The sequence below is a fragment of the Kribbella sp. CA-247076 genome (assembly GCF_050942445.1).
Lineage (GTDB): Bacteria > Actinomycetota > Actinomycetes > Propionibacteriales > Kribbellaceae > Kribbella.
Map to the genome: position 1 here is coordinate 456876 of NZ_CP192051.1, position 20885 is coordinate 477760.

General features: G+C 70.2%; 17 protein-coding genes. 16 read left to right on the top strand and 1 reads right to left on the bottom strand.

What is annotated here, in order from left to right; all coding sequences use genetic code 11:
* The first annotated feature begins 193 nt into the window (after positions 1 to 193).
* Positions 194 to 1462, top strand: coding sequence for an aspartate kinase (locus ACQPYZ_RS02290; protein ID WP_433164718.1), 1269 nt, complete (start codon positions 194 to 196; stop codon positions 1460 to 1462).
* The gene (locus ACQPYZ_RS02295) at positions 1459 to 2559 is read left to right on the top strand and encodes an aspartate-semialdehyde dehydrogenase (RefSeq protein WP_433164720.1); all 1101 of its coding nucleotides are present in this window, start codon (positions 1459 to 1461) and stop codon (positions 2557 to 2559) included. The genes ACQPYZ_RS02290 and ACQPYZ_RS02295 overlap by 4 nt, the downstream gene beginning before the upstream one ends.
* Positions 2560 to 2661: 102 nt before the next feature.
* On the opposite strand, the gene ACQPYZ_RS02300 is transcribed toward ACQPYZ_RS02295, so the two are convergent.
* A complete protein-coding gene (locus ACQPYZ_RS02300; RefSeq protein ID WP_433164722.1) occupies positions 2662 to 3651 on the bottom strand; it encodes a helix-turn-helix domain-containing protein in 990 nt (329 codons plus the stop codon).
* Positions 3652 to 4752: 1101 nt separating this feature from the next.
* Between ACQPYZ_RS02300 and ACQPYZ_RS02305 the strand changes: the two genes are divergently transcribed.
* Genes ACQPYZ_RS02305 through ACQPYZ_RS02370 form a run of 14 tightly spaced genes read left to right on the top strand, consistent with a single transcriptional unit; the run spans position 4753 to position 20852 of the window.
* Positions 4753 to 5619 carry an ABC transporter permease gene (locus tag ACQPYZ_RS02305; RefSeq protein WP_433164724.1) on the top strand — a complete coding sequence of 289 codons (867 nt, stop codon included), beginning with the start codon at positions 4753 to 4755 and terminating at the stop codon, positions 5617 to 5619.
* Positions 5620 to 5635: 16 nt separating this feature from the next.
* On the top strand, positions 5636 to 6421 hold the full coding sequence (locus ACQPYZ_RS02310; protein WP_433164726.1) for an ABC transporter ATP-binding protein: 786 nt from the start codon (positions 5636 to 5638) through the stop codon (positions 6419 to 6421).
* Between the two features lie 3 nt (positions 6422 to 6424).
* Positions 6425 to 7519, top strand: a complete 1095-nt coding sequence (locus ACQPYZ_RS02315; protein ID WP_433164728.1) for a glycosyltransferase family 4 protein — start codon at positions 6425 to 6427, stop codon at positions 7517 to 7519.
* Complete coding sequence (locus tag ACQPYZ_RS02320; RefSeq protein ID WP_433164730.1) at positions 7516 to 8838, top strand: glycosyltransferase; 1323 nt, start codon at positions 7516 to 7518, stop codon at positions 8836 to 8838. Before ACQPYZ_RS02315 ends, ACQPYZ_RS02320 begins: the two co-directional genes overlap by 4 nt.
* Positions 8835 to 9599, top strand: coding sequence for a hypothetical protein (locus tag ACQPYZ_RS02325; protein WP_433164731.1), 765 nt, complete (start codon positions 8835 to 8837; stop codon positions 9597 to 9599). The genes ACQPYZ_RS02320 and ACQPYZ_RS02325 overlap by 4 nt, the downstream gene beginning before the upstream one ends.
* Before the next feature lie 4 nt (positions 9600 to 9603).
* Positions 9604 to 10788 carry a hypothetical protein gene (locus tag ACQPYZ_RS02330; protein WP_433164732.1) on the top strand — a complete coding sequence of 395 codons (1185 nt, stop codon included), beginning with the start codon at positions 9604 to 9606 and terminating at the stop codon, positions 10786 to 10788.
* Positions 10785 to 11396: an acyltransferase gene (locus ACQPYZ_RS02335; protein WP_433164734.1), complete on the top strand. Its 612-nt coding sequence runs from the start codon at positions 10785 to 10787 to the stop codon at positions 11394 to 11396. Before ACQPYZ_RS02330 ends, ACQPYZ_RS02335 begins: the two co-directional genes overlap by 4 nt.
* Positions 11393 to 12484, top strand: a complete 1092-nt coding sequence (locus ACQPYZ_RS02340; RefSeq protein ID WP_433169606.1) for a DegT/DnrJ/EryC1/StrS family aminotransferase — start codon at positions 11393 to 11395, stop codon at positions 12482 to 12484. Before ACQPYZ_RS02335 ends, ACQPYZ_RS02340 begins: the two co-directional genes overlap by 4 nt.
* A 1-nt stretch (position 12485) precedes the next feature.
* A complete protein-coding gene (locus ACQPYZ_RS02345) occupies positions 12486 to 13493 on the top strand; it encodes a Gfo/Idh/MocA family protein (RefSeq protein ID WP_433164736.1) in 1008 nt (335 codons plus the stop codon).
* Positions 13490 to 14542 carry a non-hydrolyzing UDP-N-acetylglucosamine 2-epimerase gene (wecB, locus tag ACQPYZ_RS02350; protein WP_433164738.1) on the top strand — a complete coding sequence of 351 codons (1053 nt, stop codon included), beginning with the start codon at positions 13490 to 13492 and terminating at the stop codon, positions 14540 to 14542. The genes ACQPYZ_RS02345 and wecB overlap by 4 nt, the downstream gene beginning before the upstream one ends.
* A 7-nt stretch (positions 14543 to 14549) precedes the next feature.
* Positions 14550 to 15752 carry an acyltransferase family protein gene (locus ACQPYZ_RS02355; RefSeq protein WP_433164740.1) on the top strand — a complete coding sequence of 401 codons (1203 nt, stop codon included), beginning with the start codon at positions 14550 to 14552 and terminating at the stop codon, positions 15750 to 15752.
* A 25-nt stretch (positions 15753 to 15777) separates the two neighbouring features.
* A complete protein-coding gene (locus tag ACQPYZ_RS02360; protein ID WP_433164741.1) occupies positions 15778 to 17079 on the top strand; it encodes a nucleotide sugar dehydrogenase in 1302 nt (433 codons plus the stop codon).
* Positions 17076 to 19694 carry a glycosyltransferase family 4 protein gene (locus ACQPYZ_RS02365; protein WP_433164742.1) on the top strand — a complete coding sequence of 873 codons (2619 nt, stop codon included), beginning with the start codon at positions 17076 to 17078 and terminating at the stop codon, positions 19692 to 19694. The genes ACQPYZ_RS02360 and ACQPYZ_RS02365 overlap by 4 nt, the downstream gene beginning before the upstream one ends.
* Positions 19695 to 20852: a glycosyltransferase gene (locus ACQPYZ_RS02370; RefSeq protein ID WP_433164744.1), complete on the top strand. Its 1158-nt coding sequence runs from the start codon at positions 19695 to 19697 to the stop codon at positions 20850 to 20852. It begins immediately after the preceding gene.
* Positions 20853 to 20885: the final 33 nt, after the last annotated feature.

Below are 20885 nucleotides of genomic sequence, written 5' to 3' on the forward strand. Positions count from 1 at the left end.
CCGGACGGTTTCCGGCCCGTGGCTGGGTGGGCCGTGGAACCTGCAGACAGGCCGCGACTCCGCCGGACGGGCCGACCAGAGGCTGGTCAGCGGCTAGGCAACGAAACAGTCACGGCTAGAATGAGTGCCCGAGACTACGCCTGGTGCAACGCCGCACGGCGTACCGCAACCAGTGGTTCAAGGAGACACACCTGTGGGACGCGTCGTGCACAAGTACGGCGGTTCTTCGGTCGCCGACGCCGAGAGCATCAAGCGCGTGGCCCAACGGATCGTCGCGACGAAGAAGGCCGGGAACGACGTGGTGGTGGTCATTTCGGCCATGGGCGACACCACCGACGAACTGATGGACCTCGCCCAGCAGGTCTCGCCCCTGCCGCCGCCGCGCGAGCTCGACATGCTGCTCACCTCGGGTGAGCGGATCTCGGCCGCCCTGCTGGCGATGGCGATCGCGAACCTCGGCGACGAGGCGCGCAGCTTCACCGGCTCGCAGGCCGGGGTGATCACCACCTCCGCGCACGGCAACGCGCGCATCATCGACATCACCCCGGGCCGGATCGAGGAGGCCCTCGGTGAGGGCCACATCGCGATCGTGGCCGGCTTCCAGGGCGTCGCCCAGGACACCAAGGACATCACCACGATGGGCCGCGGCGCGTCCGACACCACCGCGGTCGCGCTGGCCGCCGCGCTGGAGGCGAGCTACTGCGAGATCTACACCGACGTGGACGGCATCTTCACCGCGGACCCGCGGATCGTGCCGGCCGCGCGGCAGATCCCCAAGATCTCCTACGAGGAGATGCTCGAGATGGCCGCCTGCGGCGCGAAGGTGCTGCACCTGCGCTGCGTCGAGTACGCGCGGCGCTACAACGTCCCCGTCCATGTGCGTTCCTCCTTCTCACAGAAGGAAGGCACCTGGGTCGTCGATGCGAAGGAACTGGATCAGATGGAACAGGCGATCATCTCCGGCGTGGCCCACGACCGCAGCGAGGCCAAGATCACCGTGGTCGGCGTGCCCGACAAGCCCGGTGAGGCCGCCCGGATCTTCGAGACGGTCGCCGGTGCCGAGACCAACATCGACATGATCGTGCAGAACGTCTCCGCGGTCGCCACCAACCGCACGGACATCTCCTTCACGCTTCCCCGGGCCGACGGCGCCCGGGCGATGTCCGCCCTCGCCCGGAAGAAGGACGAGGTCGGCTACGAGCAACTGCTGTACGACGACCAGATCGGCAAGGTCTCGGTGGTCGGTGTCGGAATGCGCTCGCACCCGGGCGTGTCCGCGAAATTCTTCTCCGCGCTCGCCGACGCCGGCGTGAACATCGAGATGATTTCCACCTCGGAGATCCGGATCTCGGTGGTCGTGGACGAGAACCTGGTGGACGCCGCCGTGACCGCGGCGCACACCGCATTCGACCTGGACGACGAGCACACCCAGGCTGTCGTGTACGGAGGAACTGGACGGTGACCCCTGTGAGCGCTGTGGACAACGAGACCGAGGACCGGACGGGCCTGCCCTCGCTGGCGGTGGTCGGGGCGACCGGCGCCGTCGGGAGTGTGATGCTGGCCCTGCTCTCCACCCGGGAGAACGTCTGGGGAGAGATCCGGCTGATCGCGTCCGAGCGCTCCGCGGGCAAGAAGCTCAAGGTCCGTGGCGAGGAGGTCGAGGTCGTCGCGATCAGCGAGGAGGCCTTCGACGGCATCGACGTGGCGATGTTCGACGTACCGGACGAGGTGTCCGCGCAGTGGGCGCCGGTCGCCGCCGCCCGGGGCGCCGTCGTGGTGGACAACTCCGGCGCCTTCCGGATGGACCCGGACGTCCCGCTGGTCGTCCCCGAGGTGAACGCCGAGGCCGCCCGGAACCGGCCGAAGGGCATCATCTCCAACCCGAACTGCACGACCCTGTCGATGATCGTGGCGATGGGCGCGCTGCACCACCGCTACGAGCTCGAGCAGCTGGTGGTGGCGTCGTACCAGGCCGCCTCCGGCGCCGGCCAGGACGGCATCGACGCGCTCTACGACCAGCTGATGAAGGTGGCCGGCAATCGCGACCTGGGGACCACGCCGGGCGACGTCCGCCGGGTGATCGGCAACGCGCTCGGGCCGTTCCCGGCGCCGCTGGCGCTGAACGTCGTCCCCTGGGCCGGCTCGCTGAAGGACGAGGGCTGGTCGTCGGAGGAGCTCAAGGTCCGCAACGAGTCGCGCAAGATCCTCGGCCTACCGGACCTGAAGGTGTCCGCGACCTGCGTCCGCGTCCCGGTGATCACCACGCACTCGCTATCGGTGCACGCCCGGTTCACCCAGGAGGTCGACGCCGACGAGGCGCGGGAGGTACTGCGGGACGCGCCGGGCGTGCTGCTGTTCGACAACCCGGCCGAGGGCGAGTTCCCGACGCCGGCCGACGTGGTCGGCACCGACCCGACGTGGGTCGGCCGGATCCGCAAGTCGCTGGACGACCCGAACGCGCTCGAGCTGTTCGTCTGCGGCGACAACCTGCGCAAGGGTGCCGCGCTGAACACGGCCCAGATCGCCGAGGTCGTCGCCAAAGAGTTCACCGCGGCCTAACTTCTCCGTTCATTCGTCGCCTTCTGACCCCGTGCCGACGGCTACGTCCAAGCCGACCGCCTGGAGGCGGGGTCAAAAGGCGACGAATGAACGGGTGGGGGGTTAGAGCCAGTTCTCCCGGGCCGCGTGCAGGGCCAGTTGGAAGCGGGTGCTCGCGCCGGTGCGGTTCATCAGCCGCTCGAGGTAGCGGAAGAATGTCCGCCGGCTGATCCCGAGCGTGCGCGCGATCGTGTCGTCCGCGGCGCCGGTGGCCAGCAGCGCGAGCAGGCGGCGCTCGATCGGCTCCAGCCGGTCGTCCTCGGTGCCGACCGAGGCGTGCAGCGGTAGCGCGTTGCGCCAGCACAGCTCGAACATCCCGATCAGCGCGGTCAGCAGGCTGCTCGGCCGGATGATCAGCAGCGACCGGTTCACGTCGGTGTCGCGCACCGACATCGACACGAACGCGATCGACCCGTCGATGATGGTCAGCTTCGCCGGTACGTCGGGCAGCACGCGAGCCTGCTCGCCGGCCTCGACGCACGGAAGGATGTTCTCGGTCAGGTACCCGGGGACCTCGACCGACTCCGGCGAGTACACCACCCGGTAGGAGACGCCGCGCTTGAGGTGGTCGATCTCCTCCTGGTTCGGGCCGCCGATGTAGTACGGCGGGGAGTCGATGGCCAGGATCTCCCGCTGCGCACCGCCCTTGATCTGCCGGATCCGCTCGACGATCGCGTTGCCGGTGACGACCTCGATCAGGTGCGTGGTCGACTCGTTGTGGACGGTCCGGCGGAACTCGTCGTACGCGTTCAGGACCTCGATCCGGGCCTGCTTCAGCTCGGACTCACGGCGCAGCGTCATCGCCTCGAGACCGGCGTCGGGCGGGACCGGCAGGTAGCGGGAGTGATCCGAACCGGAGCGCCGGGCCAGGCCGGCCTGTACCAGCCCGCCGAGGGTGTCGTCGATACTCGCGGCCCGGTCGGGGACCGCCTCGTCCAGTTCGGTGACGGACGACGGACCGGTCCGCAGCAGGTGCTGGTAGACCTTGATCTCGTCGTCGCTGAGCCCGAGCACGCGCAGATGATCGGCACGCTCCGTGTCGCTGGTGCTCACAACTCTCCCCTCCCTTCCGAGCGCGGTCACTGTCCGCTACCGCCCCTCCACCGGAGGAGGGCCGTTCCAGCGCAGTATGCACTGTCGGTGTCGACGTGTTTGCACCCAGCGATATTTGTTGTCCTGTCAGCATTCTTGTGCCGTGTCACCATCTGGCCACCATTTCCGCGCAGTCGTGAGCGAGAATTGAGGTCCAGCAGCCCGGCGACGGACCACCTGAGCGCCGCCGGGCTGCTGTTCCAATTCTGGCCCGAGTTCGCTGTCACGTCAGCGGAGCCCGTTTCGGTTGGGTCTCGATCCCGGCGCATCGGTGCCCTCGCACCTTAGTGCCATCACCGGCTGTGCCGGAGGGTGTACAAACTGTGCATCTCCATCGTGAGGCCGAGGAGGAGGAGAGCCCGATGCAGTCATCAGCTCAGGCACCGTCCCGTCCCTCCTGCGGCCTCGGTGCGATGACCGCCGCCCTGGTCATCGTGCCGGCCGGTCCGGCGCGTGCAGCGTCCGCTTCCGCCCATGGCGGACGGGCCCCCGGATCGTCGGTAAGGGCTGTGTCCACGCGGACACTGCCCGGGCCCCGGGAGGTGCGAAGCGGAGCTCCGTGGATGGTGAGGCTGTCCATGGGGAGCGGGGACACGGCGTCCCCGGCCCGGCTCGCCCCGGCCAGGACGCGCTTCCTGGGGCCCCACCGGTAACACCGGTTCCCGGCCGCGGTGGGACAGGTCACGCCGGGTTCGCGAACTTCCGCCGTACGACGGACGTCGTACCACTGAATTGACGGCGATTTGACGTTGATCGCCGCTGTTCGTACGCCGCTCCCGCGCGCAGGAAACCAACGGTGTTTTTCGTGCTCTGGAAGGCGTTTTGGCCGTCGCAGGCCGTCAAATGTATATTCCAGATAACGATCGGCGAAGGCGGACTCCCGGAGAGCGGCGCGACGTTTGGTAGCCGTCCGTACGTCGTTGCTCACTATGGAGGACCACTGTGTCGTCGGTGTTGAGGCCGATCCGCTACTCTGCTTCCCGGTCTGCGTGGCCCGCCGTCGTACCGGGCGGCAGCCGCCGAGCCCCAGTCGGATACCGGGCAAAGAGAGGCGTCGCCTGAATGAACGCGACTAGCGTCGACGAGGAGTTCAACCCGTCGGTGCACGTGTACGAGCCACACAAGGTCGGCCTGCCGCCGCTGCGTCCCTACTTCCGGGCGCTGTGGCAGCGGCGGGAGTTCGCGGCCGAGATGTCCCGGACGAACATCCGGGCGGCGAACACCAACACCTTCTTCGGCCAGATCTGGCTGGTGCTGAACCCGCTGCTGCTCGCCGGTGTGTACTACGTGCTCGTCGACATCCTCAGTGGTGCGGCCTCGGACGATCGCGCCGGGGAGCGGTTCGTGCACCTGTGCGCGGGCCTGTTCGCCTTCTACTACTTCTCGGGTGCGATGACGACCGGTGCGTCGAGTGTCGTCGGCGGTGGCAAGCTGCTGATGAACATGTCGTTCCCGCGGATGCTGCTGCCGCTGTCGGCGCTGCGGACGGCGTTCTTCCGCTTCCTGCCGACGCTGGTCGTGTACGGCGTGATCCACCTGGTCATGCGGCAGCCGCTGAAGTGGGAGATGCTGCTGGCTCCGGTCTTCCTGCTGCTGCTGACGATCTTCGCGGCCGGGATGGCGATGATCTTCGCGGCGCTGCAGGTGTACTTCCGCGACACCACCAGCTTCCTGCCGTACTTCGTCCGGATCTGGCTGTACCTGTCGCCGGTGCTGTGGTTCGCCGAGGAGGCGCCGCCGCGGTTCCAGGCCTTCATCCAGCTCAACCCGCTCTATTCGCTGCTCGGTGGCTGGACGGACCTGCTGGTCCGCGGCACCATCCCGGAGCTGGACTACTGGATCGGTGGAACGCTTTGGGCGCTGGCCGCCTTCGTCGCCGGTGCGTTGTTCTTCATGTCGAGGGAGCGTGAGTTCGTTGTCCGTCTCTGAGGCAGAGAAGAAGTCGATGCAGACTCAGCCGGCCGTACCCGCCGTCAAGGTCCAGGACGTGTCCATCACCTACCGGACCACGTTCGAGCGGGTGCCCACGTTCAAGAGCGCGATCGTCCGGTTCGGCCGCGGCGAGCGCGCGGTCCGCGAGGTCAAGGCCGTCCAGAACGTGTCGTTCGACGTCGACCACGGCACCACCATCGGCATCATCGGCGCGAACGGCGCCGGCAAGTCGACGCTGATGCGGTCGATCGCCGGCATCCTGCCGCCGACCTCGGGCCGGATCGAGGTGCACGGCCGGGTGTCCACCCTGCTGTCCCTCGGCGTCGGCTTCAACGCGGCGCTGTCCGGCCGGGAGAACGTCGTCCTCGGTGGTCTGGCGGCGGGCATGAGCCGCAAGGACATCCAGGCGCGGTACGAGGAGATCGCCGAGTTCGCCGAGCTCGGTGACTTCATGGAGATGCCGATGCGGACGTACTCCTCCGGCATGTTCAGCCGGCTGGCGTTCTCGGTCGCGGTCCACATGGACCCGGACATCCTGATGATCGACGAGGCGCTGTCGGCCGGTGACGCGAAGTTCAAGACCAAGGCCGCGGCCAAGATGTCCGAGCTGGTCACGAACAGCCGGACGATGTTCCTGGTCAGCCACGCGATGAGCAGTGTGCGGGACCTGTGCAACGACTGCATCTGGCTGCACAAGGGGAAGCTGATGATGCGCGGTCAGCCCGACGAGGTGATCGCGGCGTACACCAAGTTCCTGCAGGTCGGGGAAAAGGAATCCGTCTCACTCGAGGACCTCTGACCGATGTCACGCAGCCCGGCGCCGGACGTGGGGATCATCACGACCGGTCACGACGTGGCCGACGCGCGCCTGCACAAGATCACCGCGGCCCTGCAACACCGGGGCCTGCGGGTCGAGCTCTGGGGCCTGGGTGACGCCGAGGGCGGGCCGGCCGGTGCGGCCGTGCACGCCGGCCCGCGGGGCAACCTGGTCCAGCGGCTGGCCCGGACGGCTGTGCTGCCGTGGCGGACCAGCGCCAAGGTGGTGATGACGGTCGACCCGGACATGATCCCGGTCACCCGCTTCGTCACCACCGTGCGCCGGCGCCGGATGGTCGCCGACGTGCACGAGGACTACGGCCGGCTGCTCGCCGACCGCGCCTGGGCGAAGGGGCCGGCCGGGCTGCCGGCCCGGCTGATCGTCCGGGCCAGCTCCACCCTGGCCGCCGGTGCCGACCTGACCGTCGTCGCCGACTCGCACCTCGCCCCGCACGAGGCGAAGCGGCGGCTGGTGGTGCAGAACCTCCCCTACCTGCCGTTCCTGGCCCCGGCGCCGCCGTCCGGCCCGCCGCGAGCGGTGTACGTCGGGGACCTGCGGGCCAGCCGTGGTCTGTTCGACATGGTCGAGACCGTCGCCGCGGCGACGGACTGGTCGCTCGACCTGATCGGCCCGGTCGCCCCCTCGGACCGGGACCGCCTCGAGGCCCGGATCGGGCAGTCCGACCTGGCCGGCCGGATCCGGCTGCACGGGCGCCAGCCACCGGCCGAGTCGTGGCGGCTCACCCAGGGCGCCTGGGCCAGCCTGGCCATGCTCCAGCCGACGCCCGCCTTCGTGGAGGCGATGCCGTCCAAGATCTACGAGTACCTCGCCAGCGGTCTTCCCGTCCTGTCCACCCGGCTGCCCCGGCAGACCAGGGTGATCGAGGAGTCCGGTGGCGGAGTCCTGGTGGACTCGGTGGCCGAGGCGTCCGAGATCCTGCGGCGCTGGTCCGCGGATCCCGGTGAGCTGGAGAAACTGCGCGACCACGCGCTGCAGTGGGCGGCCGACCACCTGCCCACGACCACGCCGTACGACGAACTGGCCGACGCGATTCTCGACTTGGTAAGAGGAAGTACATGACCGACCGCCCACATCTGCTGTACGTCGCCTGGGGCTTCCCGCCCTGCCGGGGCGGCGGTGTCTACCGGGCCCTGGCCACGGCCAACCGGTTCGCCGCGCTCGGCTGGAAGGTGACCGTGCTGACGGCCGAACGCGAGACCTTCCACCGGTTCACCGGCGCCGACCTGACCCTCGAGGAGCGGGTCGACCCGTCGGTCGAGGTCGTCCGGGTGCCGTTCGAGTGGCCGATCCTGGAGGCCGACCTGCGCAAGTGGTCCAAGCGGCGGGCGTCGAACCCGAAGCTCTGGAGCAAGTGGCGCACCAAGCAGGACCAGATCCCGTTCCCGGAGACCGGGTACGGGCCGTGGCGCTCGATCATCGAGAAGGCCGCCGAGCGGATCCACCAGGCGCACAAGGTCGACCTGACCGTCGCCACCGCGAACCCGCACGTCGCCTTCACCGCCGCGTACCACCTGCACCAGAAGCACAAGGTGCCGTACGTGATGGACTACCGCGACGCCTGGCTGCTGGACGTCTTCACCGGTGACCGGCTGCACGAGCCGAACAGCCGCGCCGCCAAGTGGGAGAAGAAGCTGGTCGAGTCGGCGCGCGAAGTGTGGTTCGTGAACGACCCGATCAAGGAGTGGCACGAGAAGCTCTACCCCGCCCAGGCCGACCGGATGCACACCGTCGCCAACGGCTTCGACCCGGACCTGGTCCCGGACACGAACGACCGCGGTGCGGTGACCGACCGCCCGTTGGTGTTCGGGTACGTCGGAACGGTGTCGCCGAAGGTCCCGCTGGCCGAGTTCGTCGAGGGCTGGCAGATCGCCCGCGCGTCGTCGGAGGAGCTGGCCGGCGCGAAGGCCAAGATTCACGGCTACCTCGGGTACTACGCGCAGCCGCGGGCCGACATGCTGGCGACGATCAACAACGCCAAGGACGACGGGGTCAGCTACGAGGGCCCGGTCGGCAAGGCCGAGATCGCCAAGGCGTACGACGAGTTCGACGTCCAGCTGCTGATGCTGGGCAAGGGCCGGTATGTGACCAGCGGAAAGGTGTTCGAGTACCTGGCGACCGGGCTGCCGATCGTGTCGGTCCACGACCCGGAGAACGCGGCGTCCGACGTACTGCGCGGGCATCCGTTGTGGTTCCCGGTGGCGGACGTCACCCCGGAGGCGATCGCGGCCGCGCTGACCGAGGCCGCGCACGCCGCCCGGACGGCCGACGAGGGGATCCGGGCGAAGGCCCGGGAGTTCGGTGCGTCGTACCGCCGCGACCTGCAGCTGGATCCGCGGATCGAGTCGCTGGCCGCGGCCGTGAAGGGAGTCCGGGCATGAGCAAGAACGTCGTCCTGCTGAGCACCCGGCGGCTTCCGCCGGCGTACTTCGACACCGTCCGCGAGGACCTCGGCGACCCGGACGTCGTCCTGGACGTCGTCGGCTGGGTCGCGCCGGGCGGCTGGGTGGCCGACAAGGTGAACTCGTTCACCCTGATCGGTCCCGGCCGCATGCCCGCCGCGCCCGCCCCCGACCCGCTCCCCGAGGCCGACCCGACCGACGAGACCCCGGACGCGGTCATCGCCCCCGAGGCCGTCGCCGAGCCCACCGCGGTCGTCGACACCGACGTCCCACCCGCAGCCGCCGCTGCCGCCGACGAGCGCCCTACCGCGTCCACCGACTCGCCGGCCGCCGGCGCAGCGGCCGGTGCTGCTTCCTCCACCTCGTCCTCGGCTGCGGCGAAGCCGCGGCCCACGGGGGTGAAGCGGGTGGTGAAGGCGGTGCAGTGGCGGGCCCGGAAGGGCAAGAAGGTGGCCGGGCGGTTCGTGCCCAAGGCCGTCAAGACGTCCGCTCCGGTGAAGTTCCTGCGCGGCCAGCGGGCCAGCAAGGATCTCGGGAAGACCTACTGGGGCCGGATCCTGACCCGACGCGACGTCCTGACGACGATCGAGCAGGCCGACGTCGTCGTCGCCCTGGACGCCGGTGCGATCTGGGCCGGCTGGAACCTCGGCCAGCGCCGGGCGAGCACCCCGGTGGTGCTCGGCATCCCGGCCGCCCGCCGCGAGCTCGACATGCTGAAGGCACCGGCAGGTAATGGGTGATTCGATGACGGTGTCGCGTTCGATCCGCGAGCACCTGCCGGCGCCACTGGCCCGGACCGCGGGAGCGGTCCGGCGGCGCCTGCGCGGCTTGCGGTTCTCGTACGCGCAGCTGCCGGCGTTCCCGCCGGTGGCGACGACGCGGACGCGGATGCTGGTCGGTCCGACCAACTCCGCCGGTCAGGGCTACGCCTGGGCACAGGCCGCCCGGACCCTGCCCGATGTCGACGCCGTCTCGTTCGCCCTGCACCGCAAGGGGCAGTTCCGGTTCGCCACCGACTACGGCGTCCCGCTCGCGTGGTTCGGCCAGCCCCGCTGGCAGCGCGCGCAGGAGCAGTACGTCGGTTCGTACACCCACGTCCTGGTGGAGTCGCTGCGACCGCTGCTCGGCGCGCGCGGCTACCCGGACGCGTCCGCCGACATCGCCGCCCTGCGTACGGCGGGAGTCGAGGTCGGGCTGCTGTTCCACGGCTCCGACATCCGGTTGCCGAGCCGGCACGCGAAGCGCGAGCGCTGGTCGCCGTTCACCCCGGGTGACGACCTGACCGAGCGCCTGGAGAAGCAGGCCCTCCGGCACGCCGAGCTGGTCGAGAGCCTCGGCCTGCCGGTCTTCGTGTCCACGGTCGACCTGCTGGACGACGTACCGGACGCGCAGTGGTTGCCGGTCGCGGTCGATCCGGCGCCGTGGCAGCGGGCGGCCCGTCCGTTGTTCAGTGCCGAGCGTCCGGTTGTCGTGCACGTGCCGTCGAACGCCAAGCTCAAGGGCACCGACACGATCGACGCCGTGCTGACCGGGCTGCACGAGCGCGGATCGATCGAGTACCGGCGGGTGACCGGCGTACAGCACAGTGGGATGCCGGCGGTGGTCGGCGACGCCGACCTCGTCGTCGATCAGCTGAGAATCGGCCTCTACGGCGTGGCGGCCACCGAAGCGCTCGCCGCCGGGCGGATCGTCGTTTCGTACGTCGGTGACGGTGTGCGCCAGAAGGTGCGTACTCTGACTGGGCGAGAGGTGCCGATCGTGGAGGCGGATCCCGACACCCTGGGTGATGTCGTCACCGGCCTGATCGCCGATCGTGACGCCGCCGCCGAGCGGGCGGCCGCCGGCCCCGGCTACGTGGCGGAGCTGCACGACGGACGCCGCTCGGCCCACGCACTCACCAGCTGGCTCAGTTCGAAGGAGACTCTGTGACGTCCCGCATCGCGCCATCCGCCGACGTCGACGACCGCGCCACCATCGGCGACGGGTCGTCGGTCTGGCACCTGGCCCAGATCCGCGAGCGCGCGGTGCTGGGGGAGAACTGCATCGTCGGCCGCGGCGCGTACGTCGGGACCGGGGTCCGGATGGGCGACAACTGCAAGATCCAGAACTACGCCCTGGTCTACGAGCCCGCGTCGCTCGAGGACGGGGTGTTCATCGGTCCGGCCGTGGTGCTGACCAACGACTACTTCCCGCGCGCGGTCAACCCGGACGGTACGCCGAAGAGCGGCCACGACTGGGAGCCGGTCGGGGTCACCCTGAAGCAGGGCTGCTCGCTCGGCGCGCGCAGCGTCTGCGTGGCACCGGTCACGGTCGGCCGCTGGGCCACCGTCGCCGCGGGTGCGGTGGTGACCAAGGACGTGCCAGACTTCGCGCTGGTCGCCGGGGTTCCGGCCCGCCGGATCAAGTGGGTCGGCAAGGCCGGCGTTCCGCTGCTCGACGTCGGGGACGGCGAGTGGAAGTGCCCGAACACGGGCGAGATGTACATCGAAACCGACGGACGGCTACGGCCGGCCGATGAGAACGTGGAGGAGAACTGATGGTGCAGCCGATTCCGGCCGCGAAGCCGATCATCGGGAAGGAGGAGCGCGAGGCCGTCGACCGGGTGATGCAGTCCGGCATGCTGGCCCAGGGCCCCGAGGTGGCGGCGTTCGAGCAGGAGTTCGGCGCAGCGCTGGTCTCCGGCCGGGCGTGCGTCGCGACGAACTCGGGGACCTCGGGTCTGCACCTCGGTCTGCTGGCCGCGGGTGTCGGGCCGGGTGACGAGGTCATCGTCCCGTCCTTCACCTTCGCCGCGACCGCGAACAGCGTCGCGCTGACCGGCGCCACCCCGGTGTTCGCCGACATCGAGCCGACGTACTTCTGCCTGGACCCGGCCGCGGTCGAGGCCGCGATCACCGAGAAGACCAAGGCCGTCATGCCGGTGCACCTGTTCGGTCACCCGGCGAACATGACCGCGCTGCAGGCGATCGCCGACAAGCACGGCATCCAGATCTACGAGGACGCCGCGCAGGCGCACGGCGCCACCTGGAACGGCGCGCCGGTCGGCACCTTCGGCGAGTTCGCCATGTTCAGCCTGTACCCGACCAAGAACATGACGTCCGGTGAGGGCGGCATGAACTCGGTCGCGAACGCCGAGCTCGAGCGCCGGATGCGGCTGTTCCGCAACCAGGGCATGCTCAAGCAGTACGAGAACGAGGTCGTCGGCCTGAACAACCGGATGACCGACCTGCACGCAGCCATCGGCCGGGTGCAGCTGGCCAAGCTGGCCGGCTGGACCAAGCAGCGGCAGGAGAACGCGGCTTTCCTGGACGCGAACCTGCAGGGTGTCGGCGTGCCGACGGTGGCCGCCGAGGCGACCCACGTGTACCACCAGTACACGATCCGGGTGACCGAGGACCGCGACGGCTTCGCCAACGCGCTGCGCACCGAGTACGGCGTCGGCTGCGGCGTGTACTACCCGATCCCGAACCACCGGCTCCCGTCGTTCCAGCGCGAGCTGGACCTGCCGGAGACCGAGAAGGCCGCGGCCGAGGTGCTCTCGCTGCCGGTCCACCCCTCGCTGTCCGAGGACGACCTGAACCGGATCGTGTCCGCGGTGAACACCGTGGCGAAGGCTGGTGCGTGAGATGGCGAACCTGAAAGCCGGTCTGATCGGCCTGGGCATGATGGGGCGGCACCACGCCCGCGTGCTGGCCTCCCTCGAGGGCGTCGACCTGGTCGCCGTCGCCGACCCGGGCGGTGACAAGTTCGGCGTCGCCGGCGGTCGCCCGGTGCACGAGAACATCGAGCAGTTGATTGCCGAGGGCATCGACTACTGCATGGTCGCGGTGCCGACGCAGTACCACGCCGAGATCGCGAAGGCGCTGGCCGAGGCCGGCGTGCACGCGATGATCGAGAAGCCGCTGGCCGGCTCCTCGGCCGAGGCCACCGAGATCGCCAAGGCGTTCGAGGCGGCCGGCGTGATCGGCGCGGTCGGTCACATCGAGCGGTACAACCCGGCGCTGCAGGCGCTGCGGGTGCGGCTGGAGAACGGCGAGCTGGGCGACATCTACCAGATCACCACCCGCCGCCAGGGCCCGTTCCCGGCCCGGATCGCCGACGTCGGCGTGGTGCTCGACCTGGCCACCCACGACATCGACCTGACCGCCTGGGTGACCCAGTCGCCGTTCGTCACCGTGTCCGCCCAGAGCGCGCACAAGTCCGGCCGGCAGTACGAGGACCTGATCGCGGTCACCGGCAAGCTCGCCGACGGCACCGTGACCAGCCACCTGGTCAACTGGCTGTCCCCGATGAAGGAGCGGCTCACCGTCGTCACCGGTGAGAAGGGCGCGTTCATCGCCGACACGCTGCTGGCCGACCTGTCCTTCCACGCCAACGGCACGGTCGCTACCGCGTGGGACGACGTCGCGCACTTCCGCGGCGTCAGCGAGGGCGACATGATCCGGTACGCGATCAGCAAGCCCGAGCCGCTGCGCACCGAGCACGAGCAGTTCCGGGACGCGGTGCTGGGCAAGGACGCCGACATCGTCACGCTGCAGCAGGGCCTGACCACCGTCAGGGTGGCCGAGGCCGTGATCCAGTCCGCCGCCGAGGACCGCACCATCAAGGTCGCCGGGGAGTCCGCCGAGTCATGAAGGTCCTGAGCGTCGTCGGGGCACGACCGCAGTTCGTCAAGCTGGCGCCGGTGGCGGAGGCGTTCGCCGCCACCGACCACCAGCACGTGATCGTGCACACCGGCCAGCACTACGACAAGAACATGTCCGACGTGTTCTTCGCCGACCTGCGGATCCCGGACCCGGACGTCCACCTGGGCGTCGGGTCCGGCAGCCACGGCGTGCAGACCGGCGCGATGCTGTCCGCGATGGACGCCGTACTGGACGAGCACCGGCCGGACTGGGTGCTCGTGTACGGCGACACCAACTCGACGCTGGCCGGGACGCTGTCGGCGGTGAAGATGCACCTGCCGGTGGCGCACCTGGAGGCCGGGCTGCGGTCGTTCAACCGGCGGATGCCGGAGGAGCACAACCGCGTCCTCACCGACCACGCGGCCGACATCCTGCTGGCCCCGACCCAGGTGGCCATGGACCACCTGGCGAACGAGGGGCTGTCGGAGCGGGCGCGGCTGGTCGGCGACGTGATGACGGACGTGTGCTTCCGGGTCCGTGACGCGGTGGCGGACAAGCCGCTGGACGTGCCGTTCGAGCGGGGCGGGTACGTCGTCTCGACGATCCACCGGGCCGAGAACACCGACGACCCGGAGCGGCTGGCCGCGATCGTCGAGGGCCTCGCCGCCGCCGGCTCGCCGGTGCTGCTGCTGGCCCACCCGCGGCTGGTCGCCAAGTGCGCGCAGTTCGGGATCAAGCTGGAGCGTCCGGACGGCTCGCTGCACGTCCGCGAGCCGCTGGCGTACCCGGAGATGGTCGCGGCCGTGCTCGGTTCGGCCGGTGTGGTCACCGACTCCGGCGGCCTGCAGAAGGAGGCTTTCCTCCTCGGCCGCGTCTGCACCACGCTGCGCACCGAGACCGAGTGGGTCGAGACGCTCGAGGACGGCTGGAACGTCCTCACGTCCGATGTGAGCAGGCTGCCCGAGCTGGCCGCCCGGCCGGCCCCGGCGGCCGACCGCCCGATGCCCTACGGAGACGGCCGGGCCGCGGGCCGCGTCGTCGCCGCCCTCGCGGAGTAGAGGACACATGACGAAGGCCGCCGAAGAGGACCAGAAGCAGCCGCCGAACCTCACCGGTTCGGCGGCTGCCGACGTGCCCCCGGGTGCGCCGGTCAGCGCGTTCCCGGGGGAGGCCGGCCCGCCGCCGGCCGAGCCGCGCAAGCGGCTGCCTCGGGTGGAGTCGCTCACCGGTCTGCGGTGGTGGGCGGCGTTCTTCGTTTTCGCCCACCACATGACCAACCTGGCGCCGCTGCCGATCTGGAAGTTCCTGAAGTACGGGACGTCCGGGGTGACGTTCTTCTTCGTGCTGTCCGGTTTCGTGCTGACCTGGTCGGCCCAGCCGGGGACGAAGATCCGCACCTTCTACCGGCGCCGGTTCGCGCGGATCTTCCCGCTGTACTTCCTCACCCTGATCGCGGCGATCTTCGTCTTCTACCGGTTCGACCCGCCGACCGGGATGTCCTGGATCAAACCGGTCTCGGTCACCGTGCTGGTGCTGTCGGCGTTCCTGCTGCAGGGCTGGTCGAACAACCCGACCATCCTGTACGGCGGCAACCCGGCCGGCTGGACGTTGTCGGTCGAGGCGTTCTTCTACGCGTACTTCCCGTTCGTCTGGCGGGCGACGAAGAAACTCAAGGTGGCCGGCGGCCTGATCCTGTGTGTCGCGGTGATCGTCCTCGGCGGGGCCTATCGACTGGCGCTGTTCCACTACCCGGACGTCGTACCGGTGCTGCCGCAGCCGATCCTGCACTCGGTCGCGTTCCTGTTCGGCATCGGTCTGGCGATCTCGCTGCGGAGCGGCTGGAAGCCGCGGATTCCGGTCTGGTTCGCCTTCCTCGTCACCTCCGCCGGTCTGTACACGCTGTACTACTCCGGCCTGCACCCGACCGAGGTGCCGTTCGCGACCACCATGGGCCTGTGCCAGAAGGAAGTTCTCACCTTCCTGTACGGCTTCCTGATCCTCGCCGTCGCCGCCCGGGACACCCGCGGCGGCCGGTCCTGGCTGCGCAGCAAGCCGCTGGTCGCGCTCGGCCAGTGGTCGTACGCCTTCTACCTGGTGCACGCCACCATCCTGTACGCGATCAAGGAGTACCACGGTGTGGCCGGGCCGATCGGCTGGTCCAACCTGACCTGGTACGCCGGTGTCCTTGTCCTCTCGATCTTCGCCTCGTGGCTGCTCTACAAGTTCGTCGAGCACCCGCTGGAACGGAAGCTCCGAGGCCCCCGATGAAGAATCACTACCTAGTGGAGTCCCTGTGCGTGTCAGTGTTGTTGCCTTAGGCAAGATCGGGCTGCCGTTGGCGGTCCAGTTCGCGGCCAAGGGCCATCAGGTCGTCGGCGTCGACATCAACGAGAAGTTCGTCGAGCTGGTGAACGCCGGTCAGGAGCCGTTCCCAGGTGAGGCACACCTGCAGGAGCTGCTGTCCGAGACCGTGGCCGACGGCCGCTTGCGGGCGACCACGGACTACGCGGACGCCATCCCCGGCAGCGACGCGGTCGTCGTGGTCGTGCCGCTGTTCGTGGACGAGACGACCGGTGAGCCCGAGTTCGGCTGGATGGAGAACGCGACCCGTTCGCTGGCCGAGCACCTCAGCCCGGGCACCCTGGTCAGCTACGAGACCACGCTGCCGGTCGGCACCACCCGGGGCCGGTGGAAGCCGATGATCGAGGAGATCTCCGGCCTGACCGAGGGCCAGGACTTCCACCTGGTGTTCTCGCCGGAGCGGGTGCTCACCGGCCGCGTCTTCGCGGACCTGCGCAAGTACCCGAAGCTGGTCGGCGGGCTGTCCGAGGAGGGCGCCAAGCGTGCCACCGCGTTCTACGAGGCCGTGCTGGACTTCGACGACCGCCCGGACCTGGAGCGCGGCAACGGCGTCTGGGACCTGGGGTCGGCCGAGGCGGCCGAGCTGGCGAAGCTGGCCGAGACCACCTACCGCGACGTCAACATCGGCCTGGCCAACCAGTTCGCCCGGTTCGCCGGTGAGCACGGTATCGACGTACACCAGGTGATCGAGGCCTCGAACTCGCAGCCCTACAGCCACATCCACCGGCCCGGCATCGCGGTCGGCGGCCACTGCATCCCGGTCTACCCGCGGCTCTACCTGTGGACCGACCCGGAGGCGACCGTCGTCCGGGCCGCCCGCGAGGCGAACCTCGGCATGCCGGACTACACGGTCGGCCTGCTCGAGGGCGCGTACGGCGACCTGGACGGAGCCAAGGTGGTCGTGCTCGGCGCGGCGTACCGTGGTGGTGTCAAGGAGACCGCGTTCTCCGGGGTGTTCCCGGCCGTGGAGGCGCTGAAGGCCCGTGGTGCGGAGGTGTCCGTGCACGACCCGCTGTACACCGACCAGGAGCTCCAGCAGCTCGGCTTCACGCCGTACGCGCTGGGCGCGCCGGTGGACGCGGCCGTCCTGCAGGCGGACCACCCGGAGTACGCGCAGCTGACCCCGGCCGAGCTGCCGGGCGTCAAGGTGCTCGTCGACGGCCGTGACCGCACCGACCCGGCCCGGTGGGCCGGTGTGCGCCGGATCGTGATCGGAAGGTCGGTCCGCCCGTGACACCTGCCGACCTGCGGGTCGTGATGATGGTCGCGAACGACGTCACCAACGACAGTCGGGTCCGCAAGGAGGCCGCCGCGCTGGCCGAGACGGGAGCCGAGGTGACGGTGCTCGGGGTCTCGTCCGGCGGGCTGCCGTCGCGGGAGATCCTCGACGGCGCGCTGATCGTGCGGGTGCCGGTTCCGTTCAGCCTGCGGGACGAGCGGAAGCGGAGCCGGACGGCCCGCCGGGACTGGCGGCCGCCGCTGGTGGGGTACAAGCACCGGTCGACGTACGTCGCCCGCAGCCAGCGGATCCAGGCCGAGCTGAAGGAGCTCAAGGCCGACTCCGGGCACGCGATCGCGGCGGCGAAGGCCGGGAAGGGCAACCCGGTCAAGTACAAGCTGGGCGTGGCCGCCCGGCTGCTGCGCCGGACGCGCTGGCAGGCCGCGCAGAAGGCCACCTGGGTGCGCAAGGGCGTCGGCAACAAGTCCGACGTCCCGTTCAAGTTCAGCTGGCGCGCGTACGACGGGGTCATCCACCGGATGCCCTGGCCGGCGTCGTGGCGCAGGCTGCACCCGGAGGCGCTCGACCTGGAGATCGCCTTCGGCGACCTGATCGACCGGCTCGAGCCCGACGTGGTGCACGCGCACGACATGCACGTCATCGGTGTCGCCACCCGGGCGGCCGGCCGGGCGAAGCTGCGCGGCAAGCACCTGAAGGTCGTCTACGACGCGCACGAGTACGTCGCCGGCCTGTCCCGGTACGGCGCGCGGACCCGTCGCTCGATCGCGGCCTGGGCGAACCACGAACGCGAGTACATCGGTCAGGTCGACCAGGTGGTCACGGTCAGCCCGGCGATCGCCAAGCGGCTGCGGCAGGAGCACAAGCTCGGCCACGAGCCCGCGGTGATCATGAACACGCCGAACCCGGCGGACGTCTCGGTCGAGGTGACCGACATCCGCACCCGGATCGGCCTGCGCCCGGAGGTCCCGCTGCTGGTCTACAGCGGCGGCGTCACCCGGGCCCGCGGCATCGAGACCGCCGTCCAGGCGCTGGTGGACCTGCCGGACGCGCACCTGGCCGTCGTCTGCGTGCCGGCGGTCGCGACCGACGCCGTCCGGGTGCTGCAGACGCAGGCCGCGGCGCTCGGCGTCGAGGACCGGCTGCACTGCGTCGACCCGGTGAAGCCGAACGAGGTGGTCGCCTTCCTGCGGACCGCGGACGTCGGCCTGATCCCGATCCTGCGCTACCCGAGCCACGAGATGTCGCTGCCGAACAAGCTGTTCGAGTACGCCTTCGCCGGCCTGCCGGTGGTGGTCAGCGACATGCCGAGCATGAAGGAGTTCGTCGACCGGACCCGGATCGGCGAGGTGTTCGTCGCGGCCGACGCGCACGACCTGGCGGCCAAGGTGCGCACCGTCCTCGGCGACCTGGACACGTACCGCGAGCGGGTGGCCGACCCCGGCTACCAGCAGGAGGTCTCCTGGGCCGGGCAGGCGGAGAAGCTGCGCGGTCTGTACGGCGAGCTGGTCGGCCGTCCGCTGGAGGTCTCCAGGCCCGCCGACCGGGTGGCGAAGAAGCAGCGCCACCTGCTCATCGGCCCGGTGAACAGCGCCGGCCAGGCCTGGCTGTGGGCCACCGCGCTGGAGCGCGCGGACCCGGGTCTGGTCGCGGAGTCGCTCACCACCGGCAGTGGCGCGTTCGACTTCCGGGTGCACCGGACGGGGACCTACCGGCAGTACCGCTCGGATCTGCGCTGGCAGCTCGAGCTCACCGCGTACACGCTGCGCACCGTGACCCACGTGCTGTTCGAGGCGGGTCGCCCGATGTTCGGGCAGGAGCGCGGTGGGATGTGGACGACCGACGTACCGGTTCTGGACTCGGCGGGGATCAAGCACGGCGTGCTGTTCCACGGCTCCGACATCCGCGATCCCGCGCAGCACCGGGCGAAGTACCGGTTCTCGCCGTTCCGGGACCGCGACGAGGAGCTCACCCAGCGGCTGCAGGCGTCGAACGACGTGATGCGCCGGCACCTGGCCAGGTACGACGGCCCGGTGTTCGTCACCACGCCGGACCTGCTGGAGTTCGTCGACAACGGCATCTGGCTCCCGCTGACCGTCGACGTCGAGGAGTTCACCTCGACCCAGCCGGTGCTCGAGCGGGAGGTCCCGGTGGTGCTGCACGCGCCGTCGGCCAGCGCGCTGAAGGGATCGGCGTACGTCGACCCGGTGCTGATGGACCTGGACGCCAAGGGCCTGATCACGTACCAGCGGGTGCAGGGAGTGGCGCACTCCGAGCTCGCCGAGATGGTCCGGAACGCCGACATCGTGGTCGACCAGATGCTGCTCGGCTCGTACGGCGTCTTCGCGTGCGAGGCGATGGCGGCCGGCCGGGTCACCGTCGGGCACATCGCGGACCCGGTCCGCGCGCTGCTGCCGGCCGACCTGCCGATCGCGGAGGCGACCCCGGACGACCTGTCCGAGGTGATCCAGCGGCTGGTCGCCGAACGCGACCAGGCCCGCAAGCTCGCCGACGCGGGCCCGTCGTTCGTCCGGGACCTGCACGACGGGCGGAGGTCGGTGGAGGCCCTGCTGCCGTTCGTCAACGACGAGCTCGAGGCCGGCGAGGCCTGAGTGCGGATTCTGATGATCGCGCAGTCCCCGATCGCCGGGGACTCGCGGATCCTCCGGGAGGCGACGGCTCTGGTCGCGGCCGGTCACGAGGTGCAGGTGATCGGCCGCGACGTACCGGACGGCTTCGAGGTCGGGCCGGGCGTGAGCGTCGAGTCCGTCTCCCGGTCGGCCGGACTGCGGGGCAGCAACGGCGGTCCCGCGGTCGGCCACGGCCGGAGCGGGCCGAAGGTGCTGGTCCAGCGGTTCGGGCGGTGGTTGCTGCTGCCCGAGCACCGGAACCGGACGGAGAAGCAGTGGCGGACCGCGGCGGCTCCGCGGGTCGCGGCCGCCGGTCCGTTCGACGTCGTGCACGCGCACGACTTCAACACGCTCGAGCTGGCCGCCGCGTTCGCCGAGCAGTGGTCGGCGGAGCTGGTGTACGACACCCACGAGTTGTGGTTCGACCGGGCGTTGCCGGGCCGGCCGACGCCGTTGTGGCGGGCGCGCGGACGGCGGTCCGAGGTCGCGCTGGCCGGTCGGGCGCGGTTCGTCCTCACGGTGTCCGAGGGGATCGCCCGGCGGTTGCGCGAACGCGGGCTGCGGGACGTGCGCGTCGTACGGAACACCTTCCGGCGGGCGCACGACGTACCTGCGCCGCCAGAGCGGCCGGAGGGTTTGCTGTACGCCGGGCGCGTGGGGGCGGGGCGTGATCTGCCGACCGTGGTGGCCGCGGCGCGGCGGTTGGCGCCGTTCCGGACGGTGCTGATGGGGTCGGTGGATCCGAACTATCGCTTGGATCTCGGGCCGGTGGAGACGGTCGCCGAACGCTCCATCGACGAGGTCGACGACACCCTGCGGTCCTACGGCATCTCGTTGGTCACGTTGACGAACACCTGCGAGAACCACCGGCTCGCCCTTCCCAACAAGCTCTTCCACGCCGTCCGGGCCGGCGTCCCGGTCGTCGCCGCGGACCTCCCCGAGCTCCGCGCGGTCGTCACGCAGTACAAGCTCGGAACCCTTTACACCCCAGGCGATCCGGCGTCCCTCACCACGGCCGTCCGAGACCTGATCGACAACTACCCCACGTACACCGATGGAGTCCGCTCCGCCGCCACCGACCTCAACTGGGAACAGGACTCCACAGTCCTCGTAGCCGCCTACGCCGAGCTCACCCACTAAGCACGCCCGCCCCGGCACTTGACCGGGGCGGAC

Coding starts and splice junctions, on each gene's coding strand:
- ACQPYZ_RS02305 (WP_433164724.1), top strand. CDS start 4,753: ATGAACGCGACTAGCGTCGACGAGGAGTTCAACCCGTCGGTGCACGTG.
- ACQPYZ_RS02310 (WP_433164726.1), top strand. CDS start 5,636: ATGCAGACTCAGCCGGCCGTACCCGCCGTCAAGGTCCAGGACGTGTCC.
- ACQPYZ_RS02315 (WP_433164728.1), top strand. CDS start 6,425: ATGTCACGCAGCCCGGCGCCGGACGTGGGGATCATCACGACCGGTCAC.
- ACQPYZ_RS02320 (WP_433164730.1), top strand. CDS start 7,516: ATGACCGACCGCCCACATCTGCTGTACGTCGCCTGGGGCTTCCCGCCC.
- ACQPYZ_RS02325 (WP_433164731.1), top strand. CDS start 8,835: ATGAGCAAGAACGTCGTCCTGCTGAGCACCCGGCGGCTTCCGCCGGCG.
- ACQPYZ_RS02330 (WP_433164732.1), top strand. CDS start 9,604: ATGACGGTGTCGCGTTCGATCCGCGAGCACCTGCCGGCGCCACTGGCC.
- ACQPYZ_RS02345 (WP_433164736.1), top strand. CDS start 12,486: ATGGCGAACCTGAAAGCCGGTCTGATCGGCCTGGGCATGATGGGGCGG.
- wecB (WP_433164738.1), top strand. CDS start 13,490: ATGAAGGTCCTGAGCGTCGTCGGGGCACGACCGCAGTTCGTCAAGCTG.
- ACQPYZ_RS02355 (WP_433164740.1), top strand. CDS start 14,550: ATGACGAAGGCCGCCGAAGAGGACCAGAAGCAGCCGCCGAACCTCACC.